The sequence below is a fragment of the Mesorhizobium sp. M0771 genome (assembly GCF_040320155.1).
GTDB lineage: Bacteria > Pseudomonadota > Alphaproteobacteria > Rhizobiales > Rhizobiaceae > Mesorhizobium.
In genome coordinates, this window is sequence record NZ_JAMYPC010000004.1 from 39,998 (window position 1) to 63,712 (window position 23,715).

General features: G+C 63.4%; 26 protein-coding genes. 13 read left to right on the forward strand and 13 right to left on the reverse strand.

What is annotated here, in order from left to right:
• Window positions 1–15 precede the first annotated feature (15 nt).
• From NKI05_RS07460 to NKI05_RS07490, 7 genes are all read left to right on the forward strand, one after another.
• Window positions 16–1,365, forward strand: a complete 1,350-nt coding sequence (locus tag NKI05_RS07460; RefSeq protein WP_023673185.1) for a putative bifunctional diguanylate cyclase/phosphodiesterase — start codon at window positions 16–18, stop codon at window positions 1,363–1,365.
• 169 nt (window positions 1,366–1,534) lie between these two features.
• On the forward strand, window positions 1,535–2,302 hold the full coding sequence (locus NKI05_RS07465; protein ID WP_023755348.1) for an SDR family NAD(P)-dependent oxidoreductase: 768 nt from the start codon (window positions 1,535–1,537) through the stop codon (window positions 2,300–2,302).
• Between the two features lie 5 nt (window positions 2,303–2,307).
• Window positions 2,308–3,252, forward strand: coding sequence for a 2-dehydro-3-deoxygalactonokinase (locus NKI05_RS07470; RefSeq protein WP_027049049.1), 945 nt, complete (start codon window positions 2,308–2,310; stop codon window positions 3,250–3,252).
• 22 nt (window positions 3,253–3,274) lie between these two features.
• Complete coding sequence (locus tag NKI05_RS07475; protein ID WP_023755350.1) at window positions 3,275–3,916, forward strand: 2-dehydro-3-deoxy-6-phosphogalactonate aldolase; 642 nt, start codon at window positions 3,275–3,277, stop codon at window positions 3,914–3,916.
• Entirely contained in the window at window positions 3,916–4,791 is an 876-nt protein-coding gene (locus NKI05_RS07480; protein ID WP_196814867.1) for an SMP-30/gluconolactonase/LRE family protein, read from the forward strand. The genes NKI05_RS07475 and NKI05_RS07480 overlap by 1 nt, the downstream gene beginning before the upstream one ends.
• A gap of 103 nt (window positions 4,792–4,894) precedes the next feature.
• Complete coding sequence (locus NKI05_RS07485; RefSeq protein WP_023814537.1) at window positions 4,895–5,956, forward strand: D-alanine--D-alanine ligase family protein; 1,062 nt, start codon at window positions 4,895–4,897, stop codon at window positions 5,954–5,956.
• A gap of 91 nt (window positions 5,957–6,047) precedes the next feature.
• Window positions 6,048–7,301, forward strand: a complete 1,254-nt coding sequence (locus NKI05_RS07490) for a low temperature requirement protein A (RefSeq protein ID WP_031205070.1) — start codon at window positions 6,048–6,050, stop codon at window positions 7,299–7,301.
• An 18-nt stretch (window positions 7,302–7,319) separates the two neighbouring features.
• Here the strand turns inward: NKI05_RS07490 and NKI05_RS07495 are convergent, their stop codons facing one another.
• The 4 genes from NKI05_RS07495 to NKI05_RS07510 form a co-directional block, all read right to left on the reverse strand.
• The gene (locus NKI05_RS07495; RefSeq protein ID WP_023681317.1) at window positions 7,320–7,607 is read right to left on the reverse strand and encodes a DUF1330 domain-containing protein; all 288 of its coding nucleotides are present in this window, start codon (window positions 7,605–7,607) and stop codon (window positions 7,320–7,322) included.
• Window positions 7,608–7,620: 13 nt separating this feature from the next.
• Window positions 7,621–8,334 carry an orotidine-5'-phosphate decarboxylase gene (pyrF, locus tag NKI05_RS07500; protein WP_023755354.1) on the reverse strand — a complete coding sequence of 238 codons (714 nt, stop codon included), beginning with the start codon at window positions 8,332–8,334 and terminating at the stop codon, window positions 7,621–7,623.
• Window positions 8,331–8,927: an NADPH-dependent FMN reductase gene (locus NKI05_RS07505; protein WP_023673195.1), complete on the reverse strand. Its 597-nt coding sequence runs from the start codon at window positions 8,925–8,927 to the stop codon at window positions 8,331–8,333. Before NKI05_RS07505 ends, pyrF begins: the two co-directional genes overlap by 4 nt.
• A gap of 120 nt (window positions 8,928–9,047) precedes the next feature.
• Complete coding sequence (locus tag NKI05_RS07510; protein WP_023687486.1) at window positions 9,048–9,659, reverse strand: LysE family translocator; 612 nt, start codon at window positions 9,657–9,659, stop codon at window positions 9,048–9,050.
• Between the two features lie 122 nt (window positions 9,660–9,781).
• Between NKI05_RS07510 and NKI05_RS07515 the strand changes: the two genes are divergently transcribed.
• Window positions 9,782–10,690: a LysR family transcriptional regulator gene (locus NKI05_RS07515; protein ID WP_023681320.1), complete on the forward strand. Its 909-nt coding sequence runs from the start codon at window positions 9,782–9,784 to the stop codon at window positions 10,688–10,690.
• Between the two features lie 95 nt (window positions 10,691–10,785).
• Here NKI05_RS07515 and pmtA read toward each other — a convergent pair whose 3' ends face one another.
• The 7 genes from pmtA to NKI05_RS07550 form a co-directional block, all read right to left on the reverse strand.
• Window positions 10,786–11,391, reverse strand: coding sequence for a phospholipid N-methyltransferase PmtA (pmtA, locus tag NKI05_RS07520; RefSeq protein WP_023725310.1), 606 nt, complete (start codon window positions 11,389–11,391; stop codon window positions 10,786–10,788).
• Window positions 11,392–11,508: 117 nt separating this feature from the next.
• Window positions 11,509–12,639: a molecular chaperone DnaJ gene (dnaJ, locus tag NKI05_RS07525; RefSeq protein ID WP_352792292.1), complete on the reverse strand. Its 1,131-nt coding sequence runs from the start codon at window positions 12,637–12,639 to the stop codon at window positions 11,509–11,511.
• A gap of 219 nt (window positions 12,640–12,858) precedes the next feature.
• Window positions 12,859–14,775 carry a molecular chaperone DnaK gene (gene dnaK / locus NKI05_RS07530; RefSeq protein WP_023673200.1) on the reverse strand — a complete coding sequence of 639 codons (1,917 nt, stop codon included), beginning with the start codon at window positions 14,773–14,775 and terminating at the stop codon, window positions 12,859–12,861.
• A gap of 371 nt (window positions 14,776–15,146) precedes the next feature.
• Window positions 15,147–16,145 carry an LLM class flavin-dependent oxidoreductase gene (locus NKI05_RS07535; RefSeq protein ID WP_023673201.1) on the reverse strand — a complete coding sequence of 333 codons (999 nt, stop codon included), beginning with the start codon at window positions 16,143–16,145 and terminating at the stop codon, window positions 15,147–15,149.
• A 22-nt stretch (window positions 16,146–16,167) separates the two neighbouring features.
• On the reverse strand, window positions 16,168–16,371 hold the full coding sequence (locus NKI05_RS07540) for an arylamine N-acetyltransferase (RefSeq protein WP_023687482.1): 204 nt from the start codon (window positions 16,369–16,371) through the stop codon (window positions 16,168–16,170).
• Window positions 16,372–16,453: 82 nt separating this feature from the next.
• Window positions 16,454–17,623 (reverse strand): AI-2E family transporter, encoded by a 1,170-nt coding sequence (locus tag NKI05_RS07545; RefSeq protein ID WP_023814534.1) that lies wholly within the window; start codon window positions 17,621–17,623, stop codon window positions 16,454–16,456.
• A gap of 109 nt (window positions 17,624–17,732) precedes the next feature.
• Window positions 17,733–18,794 (reverse strand): LLM class flavin-dependent oxidoreductase, encoded by a 1,062-nt coding sequence (locus tag NKI05_RS07550; protein WP_023732768.1) that lies wholly within the window; start codon window positions 18,792–18,794, stop codon window positions 17,733–17,735.
• A gap of 234 nt (window positions 18,795–19,028) precedes the next feature.
• Here NKI05_RS07550 and NKI05_RS07555 point away from each other — a divergent pair, with 234 nt between their 5' ends.
• Window positions 19,029–19,457, forward strand: coding sequence for a DUF6481 family protein (locus NKI05_RS07555; RefSeq protein WP_023673205.1), 429 nt, complete (start codon window positions 19,029–19,031; stop codon window positions 19,455–19,457).
• A gap of 85 nt (window positions 19,458–19,542) precedes the next feature.
• Here the strand turns inward: NKI05_RS07555 and sugE are convergent, their stop codons facing one another.
• On the reverse strand, window positions 19,543–19,857 hold the full coding sequence (gene sugE / locus NKI05_RS07560; RefSeq protein ID WP_023814533.1) for a quaternary ammonium compound efflux SMR transporter SugE: 315 nt from the start codon (window positions 19,855–19,857) through the stop codon (window positions 19,543–19,545).
• A 213-nt stretch (window positions 19,858–20,070) separates the two neighbouring features.
• Window positions 20,071–20,196 (reverse strand): hypothetical protein, encoded by a 126-nt coding sequence (locus NKI05_RS07565; RefSeq protein ID WP_006200611.1) that lies wholly within the window; start codon window positions 20,194–20,196, stop codon window positions 20,071–20,073.
• Window positions 20,197–20,410: 214 nt separating this feature from the next.
• Here NKI05_RS07565 and NKI05_RS07570 point away from each other — a divergent pair, with 214 nt between their 5' ends.
• The 4 genes from NKI05_RS07570 to NKI05_RS07585 all read left to right on the forward strand — a co-directional run bounded on the left by NKI05_RS07570 (window position 20,411) and on the right by NKI05_RS07585 (window position 23,659).
• Window positions 20,411–21,220, forward strand: a complete 810-nt coding sequence (locus NKI05_RS07570) for a transglutaminase-like domain-containing protein (RefSeq protein ID WP_023687480.1) — start codon at window positions 20,411–20,413, stop codon at window positions 21,218–21,220.
• A gap of 115 nt (window positions 21,221–21,335) precedes the next feature.
• A complete protein-coding gene (locus tag NKI05_RS07575; RefSeq protein WP_023814532.1) occupies window positions 21,336–22,289 on the forward strand; it encodes a cation diffusion facilitator family transporter in 954 nt (317 codons plus the stop codon).
• Between the two features lie 77 nt (window positions 22,290–22,366).
• Window positions 22,367–22,771: a GFA family protein gene (locus NKI05_RS07580; RefSeq protein WP_023673210.1), complete on the forward strand. Its 405-nt coding sequence runs from the start codon at window positions 22,367–22,369 to the stop codon at window positions 22,769–22,771.
• 81 nt (window positions 22,772–22,852) lie between these two features.
• Window positions 22,853–23,659 carry a class I SAM-dependent methyltransferase gene (locus NKI05_RS07585; protein WP_023814531.1) on the forward strand — a complete coding sequence of 269 codons (807 nt, stop codon included), beginning with the start codon at window positions 22,853–22,855 and terminating at the stop codon, window positions 23,657–23,659.
• The last annotated feature ends 56 nt before the right edge of the window (window positions 23,660–23,715 follow it).

Sequence of the window (23,715 nt, forward strand, 5' to 3'; positions counted from 1 at the left end):
CAAACAGGGATACCGATGCAAACGACGTTTGGCACCGGGCAGGCAAGCAGGGAAAACTCGGATCTGGCGTTCACCGATGCGCTGACCGGGCTTGGCAACCATCGCCGCTTCTTCGACAAGGTCGATCGCCTGATCAGCGACCGTGCAGACGATCCCGCGCCGTTCACGGTCGGCATTCTCGACCTCGACGGCTTCAAGCCGATCAACGATCTGTTCGGCCACAAGGCCGGCGACGACATATTGATCCAGGTGGCGATGCGGCTGCGCGCCTCGATGGACAGCCACTCTACTGTCTGCCGCATCGGCGCCGACGAATTCGCCTTCCTCTACCCGATGGTGTTCTCGGAGGAGGCGGCGGCCGAGAAGTCGCGCATGATGATCGAAATCCTGTCGGCGCCCTACGATGTCGGCGAACGCACCGCCAGGCTTTCGGCCTCGGTCGGCTGCTCGCTCTTTTATTCCGGCGACGAAACCACGGAAATCCTCGTCAACAAGGCCGAAACGGCGCTCTACCACGCCAAGCGTTCGGGCCGTGGCCGCGTCGTCGTCTACACCCGCGAAATGGAAGAGGCGGCCAAGCGCGTCACCCGCATCGAACAGGCGCTGCGCCGCGCCGTCTCGGCCGGTGAGGTCGAGCCGCATTTCCAGCCCATCGTCGATCTGACCACCCGCCGCACCATCGGCTTCGAGACGCTGGCGCGCTGGACCGATCGCGACCTCGGCGTCGTCCCGCCGACCGTGTTCATCCCGATCGCCGAAGAGCGCGGCATCATCGGCCCGCTGTCGCAGCTGGTGCTGCGCAAGGCGGCCGAAGCGGCGCGCAGCTGGCCGAAGGACCTGTTCCTGTCCTTCAACCTGTCGCCCTCGCAGCTCGTCGACCAGAACACTGGCCTGCACATATTGTCGATCCTCGACCGCACCGGCTTCGATCCGCGACGGCTGGAGATCGAGATCACCGAAACCGGCCTGATGAACGATCCGGCCTCGGCCGAGAAGATCGTCGAGGACCTGCGTCGCGTCGGCATCCGAGTCTCGCTCGACGATTTCGGCACCGGCCAGTCCTCGCTCGGCCGCTTGCGCGAATTCCATTTCGACAAGCTCAAGATCGACCGCGCCTTCGTCTCCTCGATCCTCGACGACCGACCGTCGGAACACATCATCCGCGCCATTCTGGCCATGTGCGAAGGGCTCGGCATGGATGTCGTCGCCGAAGGAATCGAGGAGGAGGCGCAGGCCGACCGCCTCGTTCAGTTCGGCTGCGCCGGCGGCCAGGGCTATCTCTTCGGCAAACCGGTCGATGCCGACGCCACGCTCGGCTACCTCCGCGATTCCTATCGCGGCGCCCTCTACGCCAAGGCAGTCTGACCGGCGGTCTGGCCTGCGTCGAGCAAGTCAGCGGCGCGAGCCAAGATCGACTGTGGCCGCCATCTTGCGGCCTTTTGTCTGACATAAGCCAATCAAATCGCCGTTTTCGCCCTTGCTCCCCGGACTTGGCTGGATAGGATGCGCGCCGACCGGACCGGGAGATGAAGATATGATGCCATCGGCGGATTTTGCCGACCTCAGGGGAGCCTCGGTGCTGATCACCGGCGGCGGTTCCGGAATTGGTGCGGCACTGACCGAGGGCTTCGTTCGCCAGGGCGCCCATGTCGCCTTCATCGACATCGCCGATGGCCCAAGCACGCTGCTTGCCGACCGCGTCGAAAAAGAACTTGGCCGGCGACCGCTCTACCTCAAGACCGATTTGCGCGACGTCGAGGCGTTGCGCGCTTCGGCCGCCAAAGCGGCTGAGGCACATGGCGACGTCACCGTGCTGGTCAACAATGCCGCCTGGGACGAACGCCACGACGTCGCTGACGTTACCGTCGAGTTCTGGGACAACAATCTCGCCGTCAATCTGCGCCCGCATTTCTTCACCGCACAGGCGGTGGCGCCGGGCATGAAGCGGGCCGGCGGCGGTTCGATCATCAACTTCACCTCAACCTCCTATCTCATCAACCACCCCGATATGCCGGCCTACACCGCCGCCAAGGCCGGCATACTCGGCCTCACCAAAGGTCTCGCCGGCAAGCTTGGGGTCGATGGCATCCGCGTCAATGCGATTGCGCCGGGCTGGGTGATCACCGAGCGGCAGCGGGAACTCTGGGTCACCGAGCAGGGGCTCGCCGCCCATGTCGCCAAGCAAAGCATCAAGCAGGTCATGCAGCCCGACGACATCGTCGGCACGGTGCTGTTCCTGGCCTCCGACGCCTCGCGTATGCTGACGGCGCAGATGTTGATCGTCGACGGGGGTTTCCTGTGAGCCCGGTGAATCAAAATCCGGCAAAAGGCACGCCGGCAGTCGCCGCCGTCGACTGGGGCACGACCCGCATGCGGGTCTGGCTGGTCGACGAGGCGGGCGGGGTGCTTGCCGAGCGTCGCGGCGATGATGGGCTGATCACCGCGCAGCAAAAAGGCTTTTCGACCATCCTCGAAGGCCATCTCGCGGCGCTCGGCGCGCCTGACACACTGCCAGTCATCATCTGCGGCATGGCCGGCTCGCGCCAGGGTTGGCTGGAAGCGCCTTACATCACCGTGCCGGCGCCGCTCAGTGCCATCCTCGCGGGGGCCGCCCGCATTCCCGGCCAGAGCCGCGACATCCGCATCGTGCCTGGCCTGGCGCAGCGCCTGGAAGATGCGCCGGATGTAATGCGCGGCGAGGAAACCCAGCTTGCCGGCGCCGGTTTGCCGGCAAAAGGTCGCCATCTCGTCTGCATGCCCGGCACCCATTCGAAATGGGTTCTGGTCGAAGACGGCGCGGTCGACGGCTTCTGCACCTGGCCGACCGGCGAGCTGTTTTCGGTGCTGGCCACTCACTCGATCCTGCGCCATTCGCTGGGCGAGAGCCCGAAGCCGGTCATTCCGGACAATCCCTCCTTCCAGGAATGGTGCCGCAAGGCTTTGGCCGAGGGCGGCGATGTCACCTCGCGGCTGTTCTCGATCCGCGCCGCCGGCCTGCTGCAGGACCTCAAGGCCGACGATGCCGCCGCTTGCCTGTCCGGCCTGCTGATCGGCGGCGAGATCGCCTCGGCGGGCCGCCGCTATGGCGAAAGCACCACTGCAATCGTGCTGGTCGCCTCGGGGTCGCTAGCAGCCCTCTACCGCCAGGCGCTCGACCTTGCAGCGCTTGCCGTCAGGACGGTCGACGCCGACGAGGCGGTGCGTGCCGGCCTTATCGAGGCGGCGCGAGAAAATGGCATGATCGCCAAATGACTCACCAGAGTGGAGTGATAGCGTGACCCAGACCGCACCCTTCCCGAAGCTCAAGCGTGGTCTTGTCGCCATTCTGCGCGGCCTCAAACCCAGCGAGGCGGTTGCCATCGGCCAGGCGCTGTTTGACGCCGGCATCGAAGCCATCGAGGTGCCGCTCAATTCGCCGGAACCGTTTTCATCGATCGCCAGCATTGTCACCGCTTTGCCCAAGACAGCGCTGGTCGGCGCCGGCACGGTGCTGACTTCAGCCGATGTCGACACCTTGGCCAAGGCCGGCGGGCGCTTGCTGGTCAGCCCCAACATCGATGCCGACGTCATGGCCCGCGCCATGCACCATGGCATGGTGACGATGCCAGGCGTGTTCACCCCCACCGAAGCTTTTCAGGCGATTAGGCTTGGGGCTTCGGCGCTCAAATTCTTCCCGGCAAGCGTGCTCGGGCCTAGCGGCATTTCGGCGATGCGGGCCGTGCTGCCGGCCGATACCGTGGTCGGCGCCGTCGGCGGCGTTTCCGACAAAGACTTTGCCGGCTACAAAGCCGCTGGGGTGACTGCTTTTGGTCTTGGCTCCAGCCTGTTCAAACCCGGCATGAGCGTCGACGAGGTGGCCTCGCGCGCGCAGGCGGCGGTGACGGCCTGGGATGCGGCCTTCGGCGGAGCGGCATGATGGAAAACGTTTCGGTTTTCTCGGACCATGTCTGCGAACTCGGCGAGGGGCCGAGCTACGATCCCGCCACCGATACGCTGTTCTGGTTCGACATCGTCAACGGCCTTCTGCTGGAGCAGGGCGTCGCTTCCGGCGCGCTGAAGGTCCACGACCTCGGCCAGATGGCCAGCGCCATCGCCATCATCGACGACCATCGCCAGCTCATCGCCACCGAGACCGGCCTGCATGTCCGCGACGTCTCGACCGGCAAGCTGACGCTGCATACGCCCATCGAGGCCGACAATGCGCTGACCCGCTCCAACGATTCGCGCGTCCACCCTTGTGGCGCCTTCTGGGTCGGCACGATGGGCAAGGGTGAGGAGAAGGGCGCGGGCGCCATCTACTGGTTCTTCAAGGGCGAATTGCGCACGCTTTACACCGGCATCACCGTGTCGAACTCGATCTGTTTCTCGCAGGATGGAACGATCGCCTACTACACCGATACCGCGACCGGCCTGTTGATGCGCGTCGCCTGCGATCCGGCGACGGGCCTGCCGGTCGGCGAGTCCAAAGTGTTCGTCGACCATCGCTCGTCGCGGGGCTATGTCGACGGCTCGGTTGTCGACCGTGACGGCGTGCTGTGGAACGCGGTCTGGGGCGGCAAGGCAGTGAAGGCTTATGCGCCGGACGGCACATTGTTGCGCGAGATTGCCGTGCCGGCGGGGCAGTCCTCGTGCCCGGCCTTTGTCGGCGCCAAGGCCGATCGGCTGGCGGTGACCTCGGCCTGGAAAGGCAAGGACGACAAGCAGCGCAAGCTCGACCCACAGGCCGGCATGACCTTCCTGCTCGACATCCCCGTCAACGGCCGCTTCGAGCCGCGCGTGCTGATCGCCTGAGCGTACCGGTTGTCGTGCAGGCGGCGGGCGCGGGTCGATTTCGCGCAAGCCGATCGCATTGGCCGTGCGATGGTGTGGCTGCATCACCGAGAAGCTTTGACCCATGCCGCGCCCGACCTTGATCCTCGTCTACGAGCCTGAAAAGGCCTGTTTCGACAGGCTGGTCGCCGATGGTTTTCCTGCCGAGCGTGCCTTGGAAATCTCGTCCTATCTGGCGCAATCGACCGATCTCGCGCCCGAATTCGATGAAATCACCGCCGCTTGCGGGCGGCGCGGCCTCGCCTTCATGCCGGTTGCACTCGACGATGCGTCAAGCGCGCTGGCGAAGGCCGATCCCGCAACCACGCTTGTCTGGACGCTGACCGACGGCATTGCCTATTTCCGCGGTGCTGCAGCGCCCGCACTTGCCAGGCTGAATGGGCTTAGAACCATCGGAGCCGACGATGCGCTGTTCGCGCTTTGCCAGGACAAGTTCCGCTCCGGCGCCGTGCTTTGCGCGCTCGGCCTGCCGGCGCCGCAGGCAGGCCTGGCCCGCGACGGCCGCTGGCTGGCCGCCCCGCCAGCTTCGGAAGCCGGCTGGTTCGTCAAGCCGAACCGGCTCGGCTCTAAGGTAGGCATCTGGCCGGATTCACGCTGCAACGACCTGGCCCATGCGCTGGAGCTTAGCCGGCGGGTCTATGCCGCTTATCGCGACGATGTCGTCGTCCAGCCCTATGTCGGCGGTCGCAATGTCCGCGCCAGCTTCCTTGGGCTGCAAACGGATGCCGGGGCGGAAGCGCTCGGCATTGCGTTCGTCGACTCCGGCGGCGATTTCCAGACCATGGCGGACTCGATGGCGCTTTACGGCGACACCGGCGAGGCCGCCAAGGCGGCTGGACTATACAGCGAGCCGGTGCTGGAGGCGGTTGCCGACACCCAGCCGGCAGCCGCGGCAACCATCCGCCGCATCGCCGAGCGGCTGGTCAGCGGACTTGGCCTGCGCGACGTGTTTTCCATCGATTTCAGGGTCGAGGCCACCGATCATGCCCACCTCATCGAGTTCGAAGTCTGTCCCGGCCTGCCCTGCTTCGATTTCCGCGCCTATTGCCGGCTGCAATGGAGCATGACGCTGGCCGATGCGGTTGCCGAGACGGCGGCGAACCGACTGAACCGACAGGCGATCTGAAAGGCCGCGGGGACCGGCACGACCTACCGCGCCTTGACGGCTTTTGCTCCACCTTTAGTGTCGCGGGACAGTCCTCAGGCAAGGCCGCGCGATGAGCACACCAGCAAGCTCCCTCCATCATCACATAAGGCGCATGGCCGGGCGCGATCCGCATGAGGCGCATCGCGTCGCCACGCCGCTCGAGCTGCTGTTCGATCTGACCTTCGTCACCGCCTTCAGCCTTGCCTCGTCGCAACTGGCGCATGCCTTGGCCGAGGGCCACTACGCGGCGGCGCTGATCGGCTTCGGCTTTGCCAGCTTCGCGATCTGCTGGGCGTGGATCAATTTCTCCTGGTTTTCCTCCGCCTATGACACCGACGATTGGATCTTCCGCCTCGTCACCATGGTGCAGATGATCGGCGTGCTGGTGCTGGCCATCGGCCTGCCGCGCATGTTCGCCTCGATCGAGCATGGCGAACACCTCAACAATTCGGTCATGGTGCTGGGCTACGTCATCATGCGCGTCGCCATGATCTTCCAATGGCTGCGCGCGGCGCGGCAGGACCCTGGGCGGCGGCGTGCCTGTCTCACCTATGCCATCGCCATCGCGATCGCCCAGATCGGCTGGGTGGTGCAGATCCTGGTCGATTTCTCGCTGGCGACGAGCCTGGCTTTCGGCGCGGTCCTGCTTCTCATCGAGCTTGCCGGACCGGTCATCGCCGAACGCCGGGATGGCGGCACGCCCTGGCACGCGCATCACGTCGCCGAGCGCTACAGCCTCTTCGCCATCATCGCGCTGGGCGAAGGGGTGGTCGGCACGCTGGCGACGCTGTCGGCCGTGGTCGAGGAGCAGGGCTGGAACCTCGATGCCGCCTTGATCGGCATTGCCGGAATGGGTCTCACCTTCGGCATGTGGTGGGTCTATTACATGCTGCCCTCGGGGACAGTGCTGCACCAGCACCGCAATCGCTCTTTTGTCTGGGGCTATGGCCAGATGCTGATCGTGGCGGCCATCGTCGCCACCGGCGCCGGGCTGCATGTCGCGGCCTATTTCATCGAGCACAAGGCCCATATCGGCCCGGTAGCGACCCTGCTCTCGGTCGCCATTCCGCTAGGCGTGTTCCTGGGGGCGATCTACGCGCTGTATTATTATCTCGTCCAGTGCTTCGATCCCCTCCATGTCTGGCTGCTGGCGGGAACGGCTGCGGTCGTCGCACTTGCCATCATCGCCGCCCTTGCCGGCGTCGACATGGCGGTCTGCCTCATCTTACTCACGCTAGCGCCGGCCGTCACCGTTGTCGGCTATGAGCTGTCGGGGCACCGCCATCAACTGGAGGTGCTGGCGCAGGAGGAAGCGCCGCACTGAGCAGAGCAGCTTCGCGCGTCAGATACCCTCGACCAGCACGATCTCGCCATCGGCTACTTTCTGACGGATGGCCACGGCGCGCTGGTACTCCGGCGAGTGGTAGCAATCGTGCGCCGCGCTGAGCGATTCGAACTCGATAATGACATTGCGGGCGCGGCCAGGCCCCTCGGCCTTTTCATGCTCACCGCCACGGGCAAGGAACTTCACGTCGAAACGGTCGAAAGCGAGCTTGGCGGCAGCGACATAGTCCTTGTAGCCTTCGGCGTCGCGCACATCGACGCGGGCTATCCAGTATCCCTTGGGCATTTTCTTCTCCTCGTTACGCGGCGCGCATCTCTTCCAGTATGGCTTCCGCCGCCGCGCGCCTGTCGCTTGCCGCCACGATTGGCCGGCCCACAACAAGATGGCTGGAGCCGTTGCGGATCGCCTGGCCGGGCGTCACCACGCGTTTCTGGTCGCCATGGTCGCTGCCCTTGGGCCGTATCCCCGGTGTCACCACCGCCAGGTCGGGTCCGACGATGCGGCGCACCGCTTCCGCCTCCTCGGCCGAGCAGACGACGCCGCCCATGCCGGCATGCAACGCCTGTTCGGCGCGTCTCAGCACCAGCGTGTGAGGGTCGTATTCATAGCCGGCGTCGATCACGTCCTGCTCGTCCATCGAGGTCAGCACGCTGACCGCCAGCAGGCAGAGGTCGCTGCCCCTGGCGGCCTCCACCGCGGCTCGCATCGCCTTGGGATAGGCGTGGATGGTCAGCATGGTCATGCCCATGCGCACGATGTTCTCGACACCCTTCGCCACCGTGTGGTCGATGTCGAGCAGCTTCATGTCGAGGAAGATTTTCGTGCCGCCGCTGGCCAACTCCCTGGCGAAGTCGAGCCCGCCGGCGAAGGCCAGCTGATAGCCGATCTTGTAGAAGGAGACGACGCCGTCGAGCTCCTGCACCGCCTGTTCGGCCTCTTTCACCGTCGGCACGTCGAGGCCGACGATTAGCCTTTCTCTCATGGTATGGGCCTGCATGGCTGTGGAAATCATGCCCCGGTCCGGGTCGACAGCATGCGCGAGGTTTCGATCAGCGTGCGGCATAGGTGCTCCATCGATTTGGTCAGTCTCTCATCCCTGAAATTGCCGTCGCCGTCGAAGGCACTGCCGCCATCGGATACCGAGCATTCCGGCGTCACCATCTCCAACTGGCAGCGCACCAGCACGGCGCGCAGATGGTTGATGCAGCGGATCCCGGCGAAATGTCCGTTGGAAGACGAGCACAGGCCGGCGACCTTGCCGACAAGCGGCCTCACCGGCCAGCCGCCATCGAGGCGCACCCGGCTTACCCAGTCGATCGTGTTCTTGAGCAGTGGCGGGATCGAGCCATTATATTCCGGCGTCGCGATCAGTAGCCCGTCATGGGCGGCGATCAGCCGGCCGAGCTTCACGGCGTTGTCGGGAACGCCTTTTTCCTTTTCGAGGTCCTCGTCGATGATCGGCAGCGGATAGTCGGCCAGCGAAATGCGCGTCACCTCGGCGCCTTGCATGGCCAGCTCCTTCTGCGCCACATCGGCGGTCCTGCCGCTGAAGGCGCCGCTGCGCACCGAGCCGGCGAAGACGAGGATTTTCGCGATCACAGCCATTGGCCACTCTTGTTCCCGGACAGGTACAGCCAGAGGCTGCGCAAATCAACGCACTGGCTCAAAAAACGGAAACGATCGGGGGGCAGGCGCGCGAAGGTGTGCCGAGCAGCTGGGCTATTGCTAGTGGGTGACCGCAATTCTTGCACTCAGCGCGATGAGTGCAACTCCGAGCAAGGCATCTATCGGCCTGCGGACGCTGCCATATACCGACCGAACCCTTCTTGTGGAGAACATTAGCGCGACAAGCCCAAACCACGCCATCGCGACCAGCCCGATTATGGCCAGCGACACTGCCTGGACCCAGATCGGAGCCTGCATCGGCAATACCGATATGAACAGGCTCGCGAAGAACGCGGCCGTCTTCGGATTTGTAATTCCGACAACGAATCCGCTTCGCCAAGGAGCCGTGGTCTCTGCGCCACCGACGGCCAGCGGTGGCCGCGCCTGCCAAGCCGACAAAAGGATCTTGCTGCCCAGGTAACCGAGATACACGGCACCGGCGATCCGGACGGCAAGGTGAGCCCATGCAATCTGCGTCAGTACGAGGCCCAGGCCACACATCGCGAGAGCCGCCCACACCATGATCGCTGCGGCAATGCCAAGCGCCACATGGAACCCCGCGCGACGGCTGATCAGCGCATGGGAAGTCACGGCTACAAAATCGGGTCCTGGGCTCATGGCGCCGAGCAGGAAGACCGAAGCAAGGGTCAGGAATTGCGGAAGGTAGCTCATGCGATACTCCAGTTTCAGTCTCGTCGTACCGCACGCCTGCATGCCGGAGAGGCCAGGAAAGCCGCTCGCCGATTTCGAGGGTCGTTTCCCTCACCTTCACAAAACCTACAGCGCTCTTTAATATGAGCGAAATGAAAGATATTTCGGCAGCCATGAACAAAGCTAATATCAACATCACGATGGTGCGCGTCCTGACATCGCTCAGCGAGACGCGCAGCTTCACCAAAACCGCCGAGCGGCTCTGTCTTTCTCAATCGGCCATAAGCCATGCAATGAAGGCGCTGGAGGAGATCGTTGGCGCGCCCCTCGTCATACGTGATCGGCGCGGTGTCGCTTTCACCGCAACCGGCGAGGCGGCTTTGGACGCGGCGCGCGCCGCTTTGCATGCTTTAGGCCGTCTTGTCGGCCTACGGGAACACTCCATCAAAGGCAGAGTACGGCTCGCGCTGGTCAGCAGCGCCTCGGTAAAGATTGCTCCATATGCGTTGAACATTACTTCCGTCCGGCACCCGGAGCTTGCTGTCGAACTGCTCTTGGGCACGGATACCGAGGTGGCGGAGTGGGTCGATCGCGGTGCCGCCGATATTGGACTGTCCTACATCGCCGGCAATTGCCAAGCCGAGGAACTTGTCGACGACGAACTCTTTGTGGCGTCATCGCAAAAGAACTCAGTCCAAGGCGGGTCATTTCCGATCCGCGCTCTCGACGGCCAGCCATTCATTATGTCGAGCGGCGGCTGCGGACCAATGCTTGCCGAATTGTTCCAGGATTTTGGCGTTGCGCCAGTTGTCATCCTGTCGGCGAGCGATATGGCGGCGCTGCTTGCTCTGGTTGGGGCCGGGCGCGGTTTGTCGATTGCGCCAGGCCTGGCGTTTCCGGCCGATTGGCAGCGAACCGTCGCGAGGCGTCCTCTTGAGCCGCGTGCGCGTCGGCCTCTGCTGCTTCTGTTCTCCAGCAGCGCCGAAGCAACGGCCGTGCGGGCCATGTGCGCGGCGATCAGAGAGGTCGCCACGAGTTTGCGAGGCGGATAACAGTCAAGGATGTGGATCGACCCTCAATCGAGCTTCCTTCGGGAGACGTCGATCCTTTACAAGGCGCCAGAGACTTCTCCCGCCCCCAATACCAGCTAATGCGCTTCGCGCCGGTAGATCCACAGCTGCGTCGGCGGGATGTTGCGGAAGATGAAGTCGAAATGCTTGACCGTGTAATTGCCGCGGCCGGGCGGGATCGGCGACAACGGCCCATAGGTCAGCTGCACGATCGGCCGTCCAACCGGGATGCGGTCTAGCAGGCTTTCAATATAGGCGATCCGCTGTGCGACCGGAAAATTGAGCAGCGGCACGCCGGAGACGACGGAATCGAAAATCATCCCGCTCTTCTCCCCAAGCGTGGCGTTGAGATTGAAGGCATCGCCCTCGATGACGTTGACGCCGGGATAGAGCTGGCGCAGATGGCGCACGAAATCGGTGGAATATTCGACCGCGTAGAGGTTTTCGGGCTTAACGCCCTGGGCGAGGATTGCACGCGTGATGACGCCTGTGCCGGGGCCGACTTCAAGCACCGGCAGGCCGGACTTCGGATTGACGATGGAAGCCATCTTGCGGGCGGTGACGGAGCTTGTCGGCACGATCGAACCGACCGACTTCGGCTTGTCGATCCAGCCTTTGAAGAATTTGAGTTCGTCGTCGAACTTTTCCGCCAGCGCCTTCCGCAATCCCGGACCACGTGCCATGCAAGTTCTCCTCAACACTCCCCGAACGCTACTTAGCAGCTAACAGGTCCAAGGCAAGGCGCGATCTGGCATAAGATGTTGATGACGTTCGGGAAGCGTGGCGGCCTTGGTTTGGGTTCAGTGCTCGCCGAAGGATTCGAAAAAGTCCTTCATGCGGGCGAAAAAGCCGCTCGACTGGGGCGAATTGTCCTTCGACGACAGCTGCTCGAACTCTTCCAGCAGCTCGCGCTGGCGGCGCGACAGGTTTTGCGGCGTTTCGACCGCGGTCTGGATGTAGAGGTCGCCGACATTGGGCTGGCGCAGCACCGGCATGCCCTTGCCCTTGAGGCGGAACTGGCGGCCGTTCTGCGTGCCTTCGGTCACTTTCACCTTGGTCTGGCTGCCGTCCAGCGTCGTCACCTCGAACGAGCCGCCAAGGGCGGCCGTCGTCATCGATATCGGCACCTTGCAGTAGAGATCGGCGCCGTCGCGCTGGAAGAATTCATGCGGCTTCACCGCCAGAAAAATATAGAGGTCGCCCGATGGGCCGCCGCGCAGGCCCGCCTCGCCCTCATTGGCAAGCCGGATGCGGGTGCCGTCCTCGATGCCGGCCGGGATATTGACCGACAGCGAGCGTTCCTCGGTGACGCGGCCCTGGCCGGCGCATTTCGGGCACGGGTCCTTGATCGTCTGCCCGCGGCCTTGGCATTGCGGGCAGGTACGCTCGATCGAGAAGAAGCCTTGCGTCGCCCGTACCTTGCCGTGGCCATGGCACATCGAGCAGGTCACCGGCTGGGTGCCGGGCTTGGCGCCGGTCCCGGAGCATTCCGTGCATGAGATCGAGGCCGGCACGCGGATTTGCGCGGTCTTGCCGGCAAACGCTTCATCCAGCGTGATTTCCATATTGTAGCGCAAATCGGCGCCGCGTTCGCGGCCGCCCGACGAGCGGCGCTGGCGCCCGCCCATCATGTCGCCGAAAATATCTTCGAAAATGTCGGCGAAGCCGCCGGCGCCAAAACCTTGCGCGCCGCCATTCATGCCGCCCTGCTCGAAGGCGGCGTGACCGAAACGGTCATAGGCCGCGCGCTTCTGCGGGTCCTTCAGCGTTTCGTAGGCTTCGTTGATTTCCTTGAACTTATGCTCGCATGAGTGATCGCCGGGATTGCGGTCGGGATGGAACTGCATGGCCAGCTTGCGGAAAGCGCTCTTGAGCTCCTTCTCGTCGGCGCCCTTTTGCACGCCCAGCGTCTCGTAGAAATCAGCTTTCATCTTTTCCCGCAGTCCGGATGCTCAACGTCTTGATGCATGTTGCGTCGTTTGCCGGCACGTTGTCTCGATTTAGGAGCGGTGCTGCCCGGATGCTAGGGCCGGCGCGCTTGTGCCTGTGTTTTTCAGTGACTTTTTCGGCAAGGCCCGCACTTTTTCAGCGAGGGTTGCAAAAAAGCCCGGCTTTGCGCCGGGCTTTCCGCTTTATTTGCCGTCAACCGGTCAGGCCGACTTCTTCTTCTCGTCGTTTTCGTCGATTTCCTCGAAATCGGCGTCGACCACATCGCTATCCTTGGCCGCGTCCGCCTTGGCGTCGGCTTCCGCCGCTTCCTTCTGCGAAGCTTCGTACATGGCCTGGCCGAGCTTCATGGATGCTTCGGCAAGCGTCTGCGACTTGGCCTCGATGTCGGCGGCATCGTCGCCTTCGGCAGCAGCCTTCAGCGCCGTGATAGCCTCCGATATCGCCGTGCGCTCGGTTTCCGAAACCTTGTCGCCATATTCTTTCAGCGACTTCTCGGAGGAGTGCACCAGCGCCTCGGCCTGGTTGCGGGCCTCGACCAAGGCGCGCCGCTGCTTGTCGGTCTCGGCATTGGCTTCGGCGTCCTTGACCATCTTCTCGATGTCGGCGTCCGAAAGGCCACCAGAGGCCTGGATGCGGATCTGGTGCTCCTTGCCGGTGCCCTTGTCCTTGGCCGAAACGTTGACGATGCCGTTGGCGTCGATGTCGAAAGTGACCTCGATCTGCGGCACGCCGCGCGGCGCCGGCGGAATGCCGACCAGGTCGAACTGGCCGAGCGCCTTGTTGTCGGCAGCCATTTCACGCTCGCCCTGGAAGACGCGGATGGTCACGGCCGACTGACTGTCTTCAGCGGTCGAGAACACCTGGCTCTTCTTGGTCGGGATGGTCGTGTTGCGTTCGATCAGGCGGGTAAACACGCCACCCAGCGTCTCGATGCCGAGCGACAGCGGCGTCACGTCGAGCAGCAGCACGTCCTTCACGTCGCCCTGCAGCACGCCGGCCTGGATTGCGGCGCCGAGTGCGACGACCTCATCCGGGTTGACGCCCTTGTGCGGCTCCTTGCCGAAGAACTGCTTCACGATCTCCTGGATCTTGGGCATGCGGGTCATGCCGCCGACCAGGACCACTTCGTCGATCTCGCCAGCCTTCAGCCCGGCATCCTTGAGCGCTGCCTTGCAGGGCTCGATGGTGCGCTGGACGAGATCGTCGACCAGCTGCTCGAACTTGGCACGGGTCAGCTTCAGTGTCAGGTGCTTGGGGCCGGTCGCGTCGGCGGTGATGAAGGGCAGGTTGATTTCGGTCTGCGTCGTCGACGACAGCTCGATTTTGGCCTTTTCAGCCGCCTCCTTGAGGCGCTGCAGCGCAAGCTTGTCGTTCTTCAGGTCGATGCCCTGTTCCTTCTTGAACTCGGCCGCCAGGTATTCGACGAGACGCATGTCGAAATCCTCGCCGCCGAGGAAGGTGTCGCCATTGGTCGACTTCACTTCGAACACGCCGTCGCCGATTTCGAGCACCGAAATGTCGAACGTGCCGCCGCCAAGGTCATAGACGGCAATGGTCTTGCCATCCTTCTTGTCGAGGCCGTAGGCAAGTGCTGCAGCCGTCGGCTCGTTGATGATGCGCAGCACCTCAAGGCCGGCGATCTTGCCGGCGTCCTTGGTGGCCTGGCGCTGGGCGTCATTGAAATAGGCCGGAACGGTGATGACCGCCTTCTCGACCTTCTCGCCGAGATAGGCCTCCGCCGTTTCCTTCATCTTCTGCAGGATCATGGCCGAGATCTGGCTGGGCGACTGCTTCTTGCCGCCGGCCTCGACCCAGGCATCGCCATTGTCGCCCTTGACGATCTTGTAGGGGACAAGCTTCTTGTCCTTCTCCGTCACCGGGTCGTCATAGCGGCGGCCGATCAGGCGCTTGACCGCGAAGATGGTGTTTTCAGGATTGGTGACCGCCTGGCGCTTGGCCGGCTGGCCGACGAGACGTTCGCCGTCGCCCGAGATGGCGACGATGGAAGGCGTCGTGCGCGCGCCTTCCGCATTTTCAATGACCTTGGGCTCCTTGCCATCCATGATGGCGATGCAGGAGTTGGTGGTGCCGAGATCGATACCGATTACTTTTGCCATTTTTCTAGTCTCTCCGCTAAGCAGGCTCTCAGGACCCGTAAGGCGTTCCGACGAAAGCCCCTGTTCACAAGAAATTCCGCTCCGGCAACCGGCATTCCGGCACTGGGCGGCTTGGCGCGTATATAAGAACAGGCGGCATCGGGCGCAAGCATTCTGCGCATGGCATCCACCGCGCCGCGCTTGGCGCCTTTGAACAGCCGCCCAGCGGCCCGGATGTGCTCCAACCGCGCTCAAAACCCCAGGATCTGCGCGATCCCCCGGCGAAGCGCCCAGTCAGGGCTTCGAAACCACAAGAAAACGTCACCTATGCGTGAGAGAGGCGGCTCCTGGCTGAGGAAGGCGCCTGCCCACAGCAGACACAGGCAAAAGCGTCACGCGGCCTGCGACAGCGATTTATGCGCCTCGGCCAGGATTTCGAACGAGCGCACGCGTGCCGCATGGTCGAAGATCTGCGCGGTCACCATCAGCTCGTCTGCGCCGGTGCGGCGCACGAACGCGTCTATGCCTTGCCGGACGGTTTCGGGAGAGCCGACGACGGCGCAGGACAGCGCCTGCGAAATCATGGTTTTTGCCATCGGCTCGAGCGTCTGGTCATAGCCCTCGACCGGCGGCGGCAGGCGGCCGGCCCGCCCCGTGCGCAGATTGACGAAGGCCTGCTGCAACGAGGTGAACAGCAGTTTGGCCTCTCCATCGGTCGGTGCGGCGAAAACGTTGAGGCCGAGCATGACATAGGGCTTGTCCAGCTGTTCCGAAGGCTGGAAGCGCGAACGGTAGATCTCCAGCGCATGGTCGAGTTCGGCCGGCGCGAAATGCGAGGCAAACGCATAGGGCAGGCCGAGCATGGCGGCGAGCTGCGCGCCATAGAGGCTGGAACCGAGAATCCAGACCGGCACCTTCTGGCCTTCGCCGGGCACGGCGTGGATACGCTGGCCTTCCGCGGCCGGCTGGAAATAGCCCATCAGCTCGACGACGTCCTGGGGGAAATTGTCTGACGCCTCGAGATTGCGGCGCAGCGCGCGCGCTGTTCCCATATCGGTGCCGGGCGCCCGGCCGAGGCCGAGGTCGATGCGGCCGGGGTGCAGTGCCGCCAGCGTGCCGAACTGCTCGGCAATCACCAGCGGCGCATGGTTGGGCAGCATGATGCCACCGGCGCCGACGCGGATGGTCTTGGTGCCGCCGGCGACATGGGCGATGACGACGGCGGTCGCCGCGCTGGCGATGCCCGGCATGTTGTGGTGCTCGGCCAGCCAGTAGCGCCTGTAGCCGAGCCGCTCGGCATGGCGGGCCAGGTCGAGCGAATTTGCCAGCGATTGCGAGGCGTCGCTGCCTTCGACGATCGGCGACAGGTCGAGAACGGAAAGTGCGGTCATGGGCCTCAAGCCTTTACGATGTTCAACTGCCTGACCCTGGTTTCGAAGGCGCGGTCGGGAATGAGGATGTCGAGCTGGTGCCAAGCAGCGGGTCCAAATTCTCGAACGGGATCGCCTGCGGATGCTGGCGATGCGACGCGCTCAGCGTGCCGAGCGGAGCATCGATCGGGCCGCGATAGCCGATGCGGTCGAAATAGGAATCGAGGTCGAAGGAGGCATCGTTCATCGCAGGGTCCGGGTTGACCGGCTCGATATAGGCACTCCGCCTGAAGACAACAAATGCGAGATGACGGACAGGCGCGGCAAGCTTATGGCGCGGCCTTTCCGTTCTCTTCGGCCGCTTCCTCCTCCATCACGGCCGTCTGCTGTGCGGCGAGAAAATTGCCGACATGGCTGAGGCCATCGAAATGATCGCAGAACACTTTGACGACGACCAGCAGCGGCACCGCCATCAGCGCGCCGACAAAGCCCCAAAGCCAGGACCAGAAGGCGATGGCGATGAAGATCGCCACGGCGTTGATCTCGAGGCGTCGGCCGACAACCATCGGCGTAACGAACTGGCCTTCGACGATGTCGCACAAAAGCACGAAGCCCGGCGCCAAAAGGGCGTAGGTGATCGAGTCGAAGCTGATCATCGCAATGACGCTGACCAGCACGATGGTGATCAGCGCGCCGACATAGGGCAGGAAGTTGAGCAGCGCCGCCATCGTTCCCCAGACGAGCGGGTTGGGCATGCCGAGCGCCCACAGGCCAAGGCCGATAACCGCGCCGAGACCGGCATTGATGACGGTGACGGTGAGCAGATAATGCGAGATTTCGCGCTCGACGTCATACACGACGCGCAAGGCCCGCTTCTTCTCACTGAGGCTGGCGAAGGACTGGATGATCTTCTCATAGAACATCGTGCCTGACGCCAGCAGGAACAGCGACAGCACGAAGATGATGGTCAGGCTTGTCCCCGCCGACAGGACGTTGCTGGCGGCGGCCGACAGGACGCCGGACTGCGCCATCGCCACCTTCTGGATGCCCGGCTCCTGCGAGGTCTCCGTCATCTGTTCGATCTGATGCGAGATCTGCATGATCCTCTCGAGCGGACGCCGCAATTGCGCCAGCCGTTCGGTAAGTTGTTGGCCGATCGACGAGGTGTTGTTGAGAAGGTCGATGACCGGGCCGCTGAGCAGATAGCCGGCAACGCCGAAGACGCAGATCGACAGCACGACCAACATTGTCGCCGAAACCACTTCCGGAATGCCGCGCTTGCGCAGGAAGCGCACGATTGGTGTCAGCGTCAGCGTCAGCAGGAAGGCGAGGATGACCGGCATGAAGAAAGCACGCGCGAAATACAGCGCGTAGATGGCCATGAACAGGAAGATCCCGATGAGCAGCGAACGCATCAGATGCGTGTCGGCACGCGCCACAACTCTCGCCTCTTCGGTCTCGGCAAGGCCAGCACCCAAAGCGGCGGGTTCGGCTTTCATGATTTTCCCTCAGCGGCGCACCGCAATTGGTGCTTTCCCCTGACGGAAACGCCTCTGCAAGCCCAAGGTTCCGTTAGCCGGCAAGGCCTCAATCCGGGCCGCCCGTCGCTCAGGCGGCTGGCGCTGCGACGGCGACGCCGGGCTTGGCGGTCTCCTTGCGTACGATCGGCGCCACCTTGGTGCCGTACAGTTCGATCGCCTTCATGATCTTGGCGTGCGGCATGGCGCCGATCGCCATCTGCAGCAGGAAGCGGTCATTGTTGAAGATCTTGTGCTGGGCGACGATCTTTTCCGCCACCTGCTCCGGATCGCCGACGAACAGCGCGCCGTTCGGACCACGCGACTGATCGAAATGCGCCCGCGAGGTCGGGCCCCAGCCGCGCTCGCGGCCGATGCGGTTCATCACTTCGGCCTGCGGGCCATAGAAATCGTCGGCCGCCTGTTCAGTGGTGCCGGCGATGAAGCCGTGCACATTGATGCTGGTGGCGAGGCCCGAGGGGTCGGTACCGGCCCGCCTTGCGGCATCGCGATAAATGTCGAACAGCGGTGCAAACCGCGCCGGCTCGCCGCCGATGATGGCCAGTGCCAGCGGCAAACCGAGCACGCCCGCGCGCGCCGCAGATTGCGGCGTTCCACCTATTGCGATCCAGATCGGCAATTTGTCCTGTAGCGGCCGCGGATAGACGCCGAGGTCGTTGATCGGCGCGCGCAGATTGCCGGACCAGGTAACTTTGACGCCGCCGCGTATGGCCAGCAGCAAATCGAGCTTTTCGGCGAACAGCTCGTCATAGTCCTCGAGATTGTAGCCGAACAGCGGGAAGGATTCGATGAACGAACCGCGCCCGGCCATGATCTCGGCCCGGCCGCCCGACAAAAGGTCGAGCGTTGCGAACTGCTGGAAGACGCGAACCGGATCGTCGGAGGACAGCACGGTGACCGCGCTGGTCAGCTTGATGCGCTTGGTGCGTTCGGCGGCAGCGGCCAGCGCCACCACCGGCGCGGACGCGGCATAGTCGGGGCGGTGATGTTCGCCCAGACCAAAGACGTCGAGGCCAACCTGGTCAGCCAGCTCGACCTCCTCGATCAGATTGCGCAGCCGCTGATGCGGGCCGATCGCGCCGGGGCCGGGCTCCGGGCTGACGTCGGCGAAAGTGTAGAGACCGAGTTCCATGGCATGTCATCCAAATGTTCTGATTTGCCGCTAGAGGTAGCGGCGAGCCGCCCCGGCCGCCAGAGGGGCGGATAGTGAACAGTGCATGTCGGTTTCGGCCGGCTTTGTTTCAGGGAAAACGCGTCTCCCGGCTGCAACAGCATAAACTTTCATGGCTGGCATACCGTTTTGGCGCTTGAACTCTCGGTTTTCGCGCGTATGTAAGCGTCGCGAATTGACTTCAGGGAAGTGGACTTGGCTATCTACAGGGAAAAAGACATTTTCGAGCGGCGCAATGCCGCGAACGAGGCAAAGAAGGCGCTTCTGGAGCGCTTCAAGTCGAAGCCGGCGGCTGATGATCCTGCGGTTCTGGCCAAACAGGCCGAACGCAAGGCGATTCTTGAGGCTCGCGAGATACGCGAGGCCGAAAAGGCCAGGCTGAAGCAGGAAAAGCTGGCACGCGAGGCGGTCGAGAAGGCCGAGCGCGAGGCAGCAGCCGAAGCGGCGCGTATTGCGGCCGAAGAGGCAGCGCAGGCTGAAGCGAAGATCAAGGAAGCCGAAGAAAACGAGCGCATTGCCCGTTTGCTGGCCGACGAAGCCGAACGCAAGGCCAAGCGCGACGCACGCTATGCGGCCCGCAAGCAGCGTACCGGCAGGACGCCTCCGGGCTTCTCCGCCCGCTAACGCTTCGATCGAAACGATCGGACATCAGGGTCGCCTTCCAGCGGCCCTGAATGTGTTTGTGCGTCGATTTCCTTGGTTGCTTTGCTCAGGCGGCGAGCTTCAGCCCCATAATGCCGCAGACGATGAGCGCAATGCAGGCGAGCCGGATGGCCGTCGCCGGCTCGCCCAGCAGCCAGATGCCAAGCAGCGCCGTGCCGACCGTGCCGATGCCGGTCCACACCGCATAGGCCGTCCCGACAGGCAGCGTCTTGAGCGCCAGGCCGAGCAACCCCAGGCTGACGATCATCGAGGCAACAGTGAGCACCGTCGGCAGCGGCTTCGAGAAGCCGTCGGTGTATTTGAGGCCGATCGCCCAGCCGATTTCGAACAGACCAGCGAAGAACAGAAAAATCCACGACATCGGGATGCACTCCTTCCATGAGGATGGCGGGGCGTCCCGGCCGGACTTTTGAGAAAGGCGCGAGGTCGTCCTCGCCGCTTCGGTATAAGCGGCTGCGCCGGTCCGATCAACAAAACGCCGGCAGCATCGTTCATGCCGCCGGCGTGAAAATCTGCGCCGAAACGGTTTGCCCGGATCTCAACCGTCCCAAGATATTGACGACCTAAGGCGGGCTTACTTTTCCTTGAGCCTCATCGCCTTCACGGGCGGCGCCTTCAGCGCCGGAGCCGCGGCGGGCTTCTTGGCGTCTTTTTTCGGCTTGCGAGCTTCCTTGCCCGCCTTCATCGCACCTTTAGCCATGATTCGTTCCTCCAGTTGCTGGGAGGCCAAGTGAAACAAGAGAAACGCCGGACTGCAAGGGGGCGGGCGTCCGTCGCCGGCGCCGGCGGGCCGCTTTCAACCGGTTTTCTAATTTGCTCGTAAACCATTCCGGTCCGTGCCATGGTTGCCTTCGCACTGCAGCATCGGCCATGCCTTCGCCCGGCGATGATCAGGAAGTGCGGTCAGGACGACAATGCGAATCCGCATCGGCAGCGAGATGAGTTTCGATTTTCCGCAGGAAACGCCGCTGATCGCGATGCTCAACGTCCACTACTCCAGGGCCTCCGATCTCGAGCGCCCGGATTTCCTGACCTCCAACCCGCCGGTGCCGATCCAGAGCTACCGCGACAGTTTCGGCAATTGGTGCAACCGTTTCGTCGCCCCGCCCGGTCGCTTCACCTTCGGCACCGATTCGGTAATCCGCGACCCCGGCACGTTCGAGATGGGCGACCTGATGGCCTGGCAGCACGAGGTGCGCGATCTGCCGTCGGACACATTGCTCTTCCTGTTGCCGAGCCGCTTTTGCGAGAGCGATCTGCTGGCCAGCGAAGCCTGGCGGCTGTTCGGGCATACGCCGCTTGGCATTGCGCGCGTCCAGGCGGTCTGCGACTTCGTCCACAACCATATCGTCTTCAGCTACGGCAATGCGCGGCCGACCCGCACCGCGGCGGAAGCCTATCGCGAGCAAAGCGGCGTCTGCCGTGACTTTGCCCACCTCGCCGTCACCTTCTGCCGTGCGCTAAACATCCCGACCCGCTACTGCACCGGCTACATCAGCGACATCGGCCTGCCCAAACCTTGGGCGAGCATGGATTTCGCAGCCTGGATGGAGGTCTATCTCGGTGGCCGCTGGCATGTCTTTGACCCGCGCAACAATTCGCCACGCATCGGCCGCATCCTGATCGCGTCGGGTCGCGACGCCGCCGACGTGCCGCTGACCCACATCTTCGGACCGGGCACGCTGGCTGGTTTCAAGGTGTGGACGGACGAGATCATCGAATAGGGGCGTCTTTCCGCAAGCTGCCTACAAGACCCTGAACGACCGGGCGATTCGTGCGTTGTGATGCCTGTGGAGCTCGGCGGCAGGGGCGTTACATCAGGTTCCTTGGAGGGACAGCATGGCAGCACATGGCGGGTCGAAGACGGTCATCTACGCGGCGCTCGCCGGTAATCTCGCTATTGCTGTGACCAAATTCGTCGCCGCCTTCTTCACCGGCAGCTCGGCGATGCTGTCGGAAGGCGTGCACTCGCTGGTGGATACCGGCAATGGCGGGCTGCTGCTCTACGGCATGCACCGCGCCGCCCGCCCGCCGGACCGCACGCACCCGCTCGGCCATGGCCGCGAGCTGTATTTCTGGAGCTTCATTGTCGCCCTGCTCGTCTTTGCGCTCGGCGCCGGCGTGTCCTTCTATGAAGGCGTCGTCCACATCATGGCGCCTCAGCCGGTCGCCAATCCCAAAATCAACTACATCGTGCTGGGCCTCTCAATGCTGTTCGAGGGCAGCTCCTGGTACGTGGCGCTGAAGGAGTTCCGCCAGCAGAAGGGCAAGCAAGGCTGGCTGCAGGCCGTGCAATCGAGCAAGGATCCGAGCGTCTACACGATCCTGTTCGAGGACAGCGCCGCCCTGCTCGGTCTGTTCGTCGCCTTCGCCGGCATATTGGCGGCCGAACTCCTCGACATGCCCGAGCTCGACGGCGTCGCCTCGATCGGCATCGCGATGATCCTCGGCGCCACCGCCATCTTTCTGGCGCGCGAAAGCAAGGGATTGCTCATCGGTGAGCCGGCCTCGCCGGAAGTGCAGGCCAAGGTGCTGGCCATCGCCCAGCAGGATCCGGCAGTGCAGCGGGCCAACGGCGTTCTCACCGTCCATCTCGGCCCGCAACAGATCGTCGCTGGGCTGAGCATCGAATTCGAGGACCATCTGACGGCGCCTGAGATCGAAGCCTGTGTCGAGCGCATCGAGGCGCTCTTGAAAAAAGAAATGCCGGAGATCACCAGACTGTTCGTCAAGCCGCAGACGACCGGAACCTGGGAGCACCGGCGCAAGCAGGTCGAGGCGGCGTCGGACTAGTTCTGGACCAGCAGTCCACCGTTGGCGCCATCGCCTGGTCCCGCTAAGATCACCCGACGGATTTCGGAGAATCAACGATGAAAATCGATGGTGGGTGCCATTGCGGCGCCATAACTTATGAAGCAGACGTCGACCCGGAAAAGACCTCTATCTGTCATTGCACCGACTGCCAGCAACTGACCGGTACCGCCTTTCGTGTCACTGTTCCCGCGCCTGAGGATCATTATAGGATCACAAAGGGCACACCGAAGGTTTATATCAAGACGGGATCGAGCGGCGCCAAGCGTGCCCAGGCGTTCTGCGGCGACTGCGGTTCCCATCTTTACGCAACGTCGGTTGGCGACGGGCCGAAGGTCTATGGGATCAGGGCGGGGACCGCGCGGCAACGCGAGGATCTCGTTCCGACCCAACAGAAATGGCACCGATCGGCCCTGCACTGGCTTCCGGAATTCGAGGGCGTAAGCATCGTAGAGGCGCAGTAGCACCTGCCTCCCGGTTAAACGCGGCCCAAACCAGCCAATAATGTGCTAGGCTAGCCATCAAACGGATGGCGGGGGATAGCAATGTCGGAAACGGACAAAGTGTTTGCCGGCTCGATTCCGGAAAACTACGACCATTACATGGTGCCGCTGATCTTCGAGCCGTTCGCCGCGGATTTGGCACGACGGGCAGCGTCCTTGTCGCCCGGCGCCGTCCTGGAAGTCGCCGCCGGTACCGGCGTTGTCACCCGCGCATTGGCTCCAAAACTGTCTCCCGGCGCAAGCTATGTCGTGACCGACCTCAACCAGCCTATGCTCGACTACGCGGCCTCGCGACAAGCTCCCGACAGTCGCATACAATGGCGTCAGGCGGATGCTCTGGCGCTGCCGTTCGAAGATGCGGCTTTCGATCTCGTTTGCTGTCAGTTCGGCGCGATGTTCTTTCCCGACCGAGCCGCCGGCTATCGCGAAGCAAAGCGGGTCCTGAAGACCGGCGGCCATTTCCTGTTCAACGTGTGGGATCGCATCGAAGAGAATGTATTCGCCAATGATGTGACGAATGCTCTTGCGGAGATTTTTCCGAACGATCCGCCCCGCTTTCTCGCCCGCACGCCGCACGGCTACAATGACACTGCATTGATCCGCGGCGAGTTGGAAGCCGCAGGTTTCTCCCGTGTGGTGATCGAGACGAGGGCCGAACAAAGCCGTGCCTCCTCGCCGCGCCTTCCGGCGGTTGCCTATTGCCAGGGAACTCCGCTTCGCAACGAAATCGAGGCCAGAGGAAAACTGGAAGCCGCAACCGATCACGCCGCGTCCGTGATTGCAGCCAGGCACGGCAGCGGCGAGGTTGCGGCCAAGATCCAGGCGCACGTGATCGTGGCTACGGTCTAATGCATGTCGCCCAGAAGTGTGCCGCGGTTCCGGGACAACGACATGCATCAAAACAA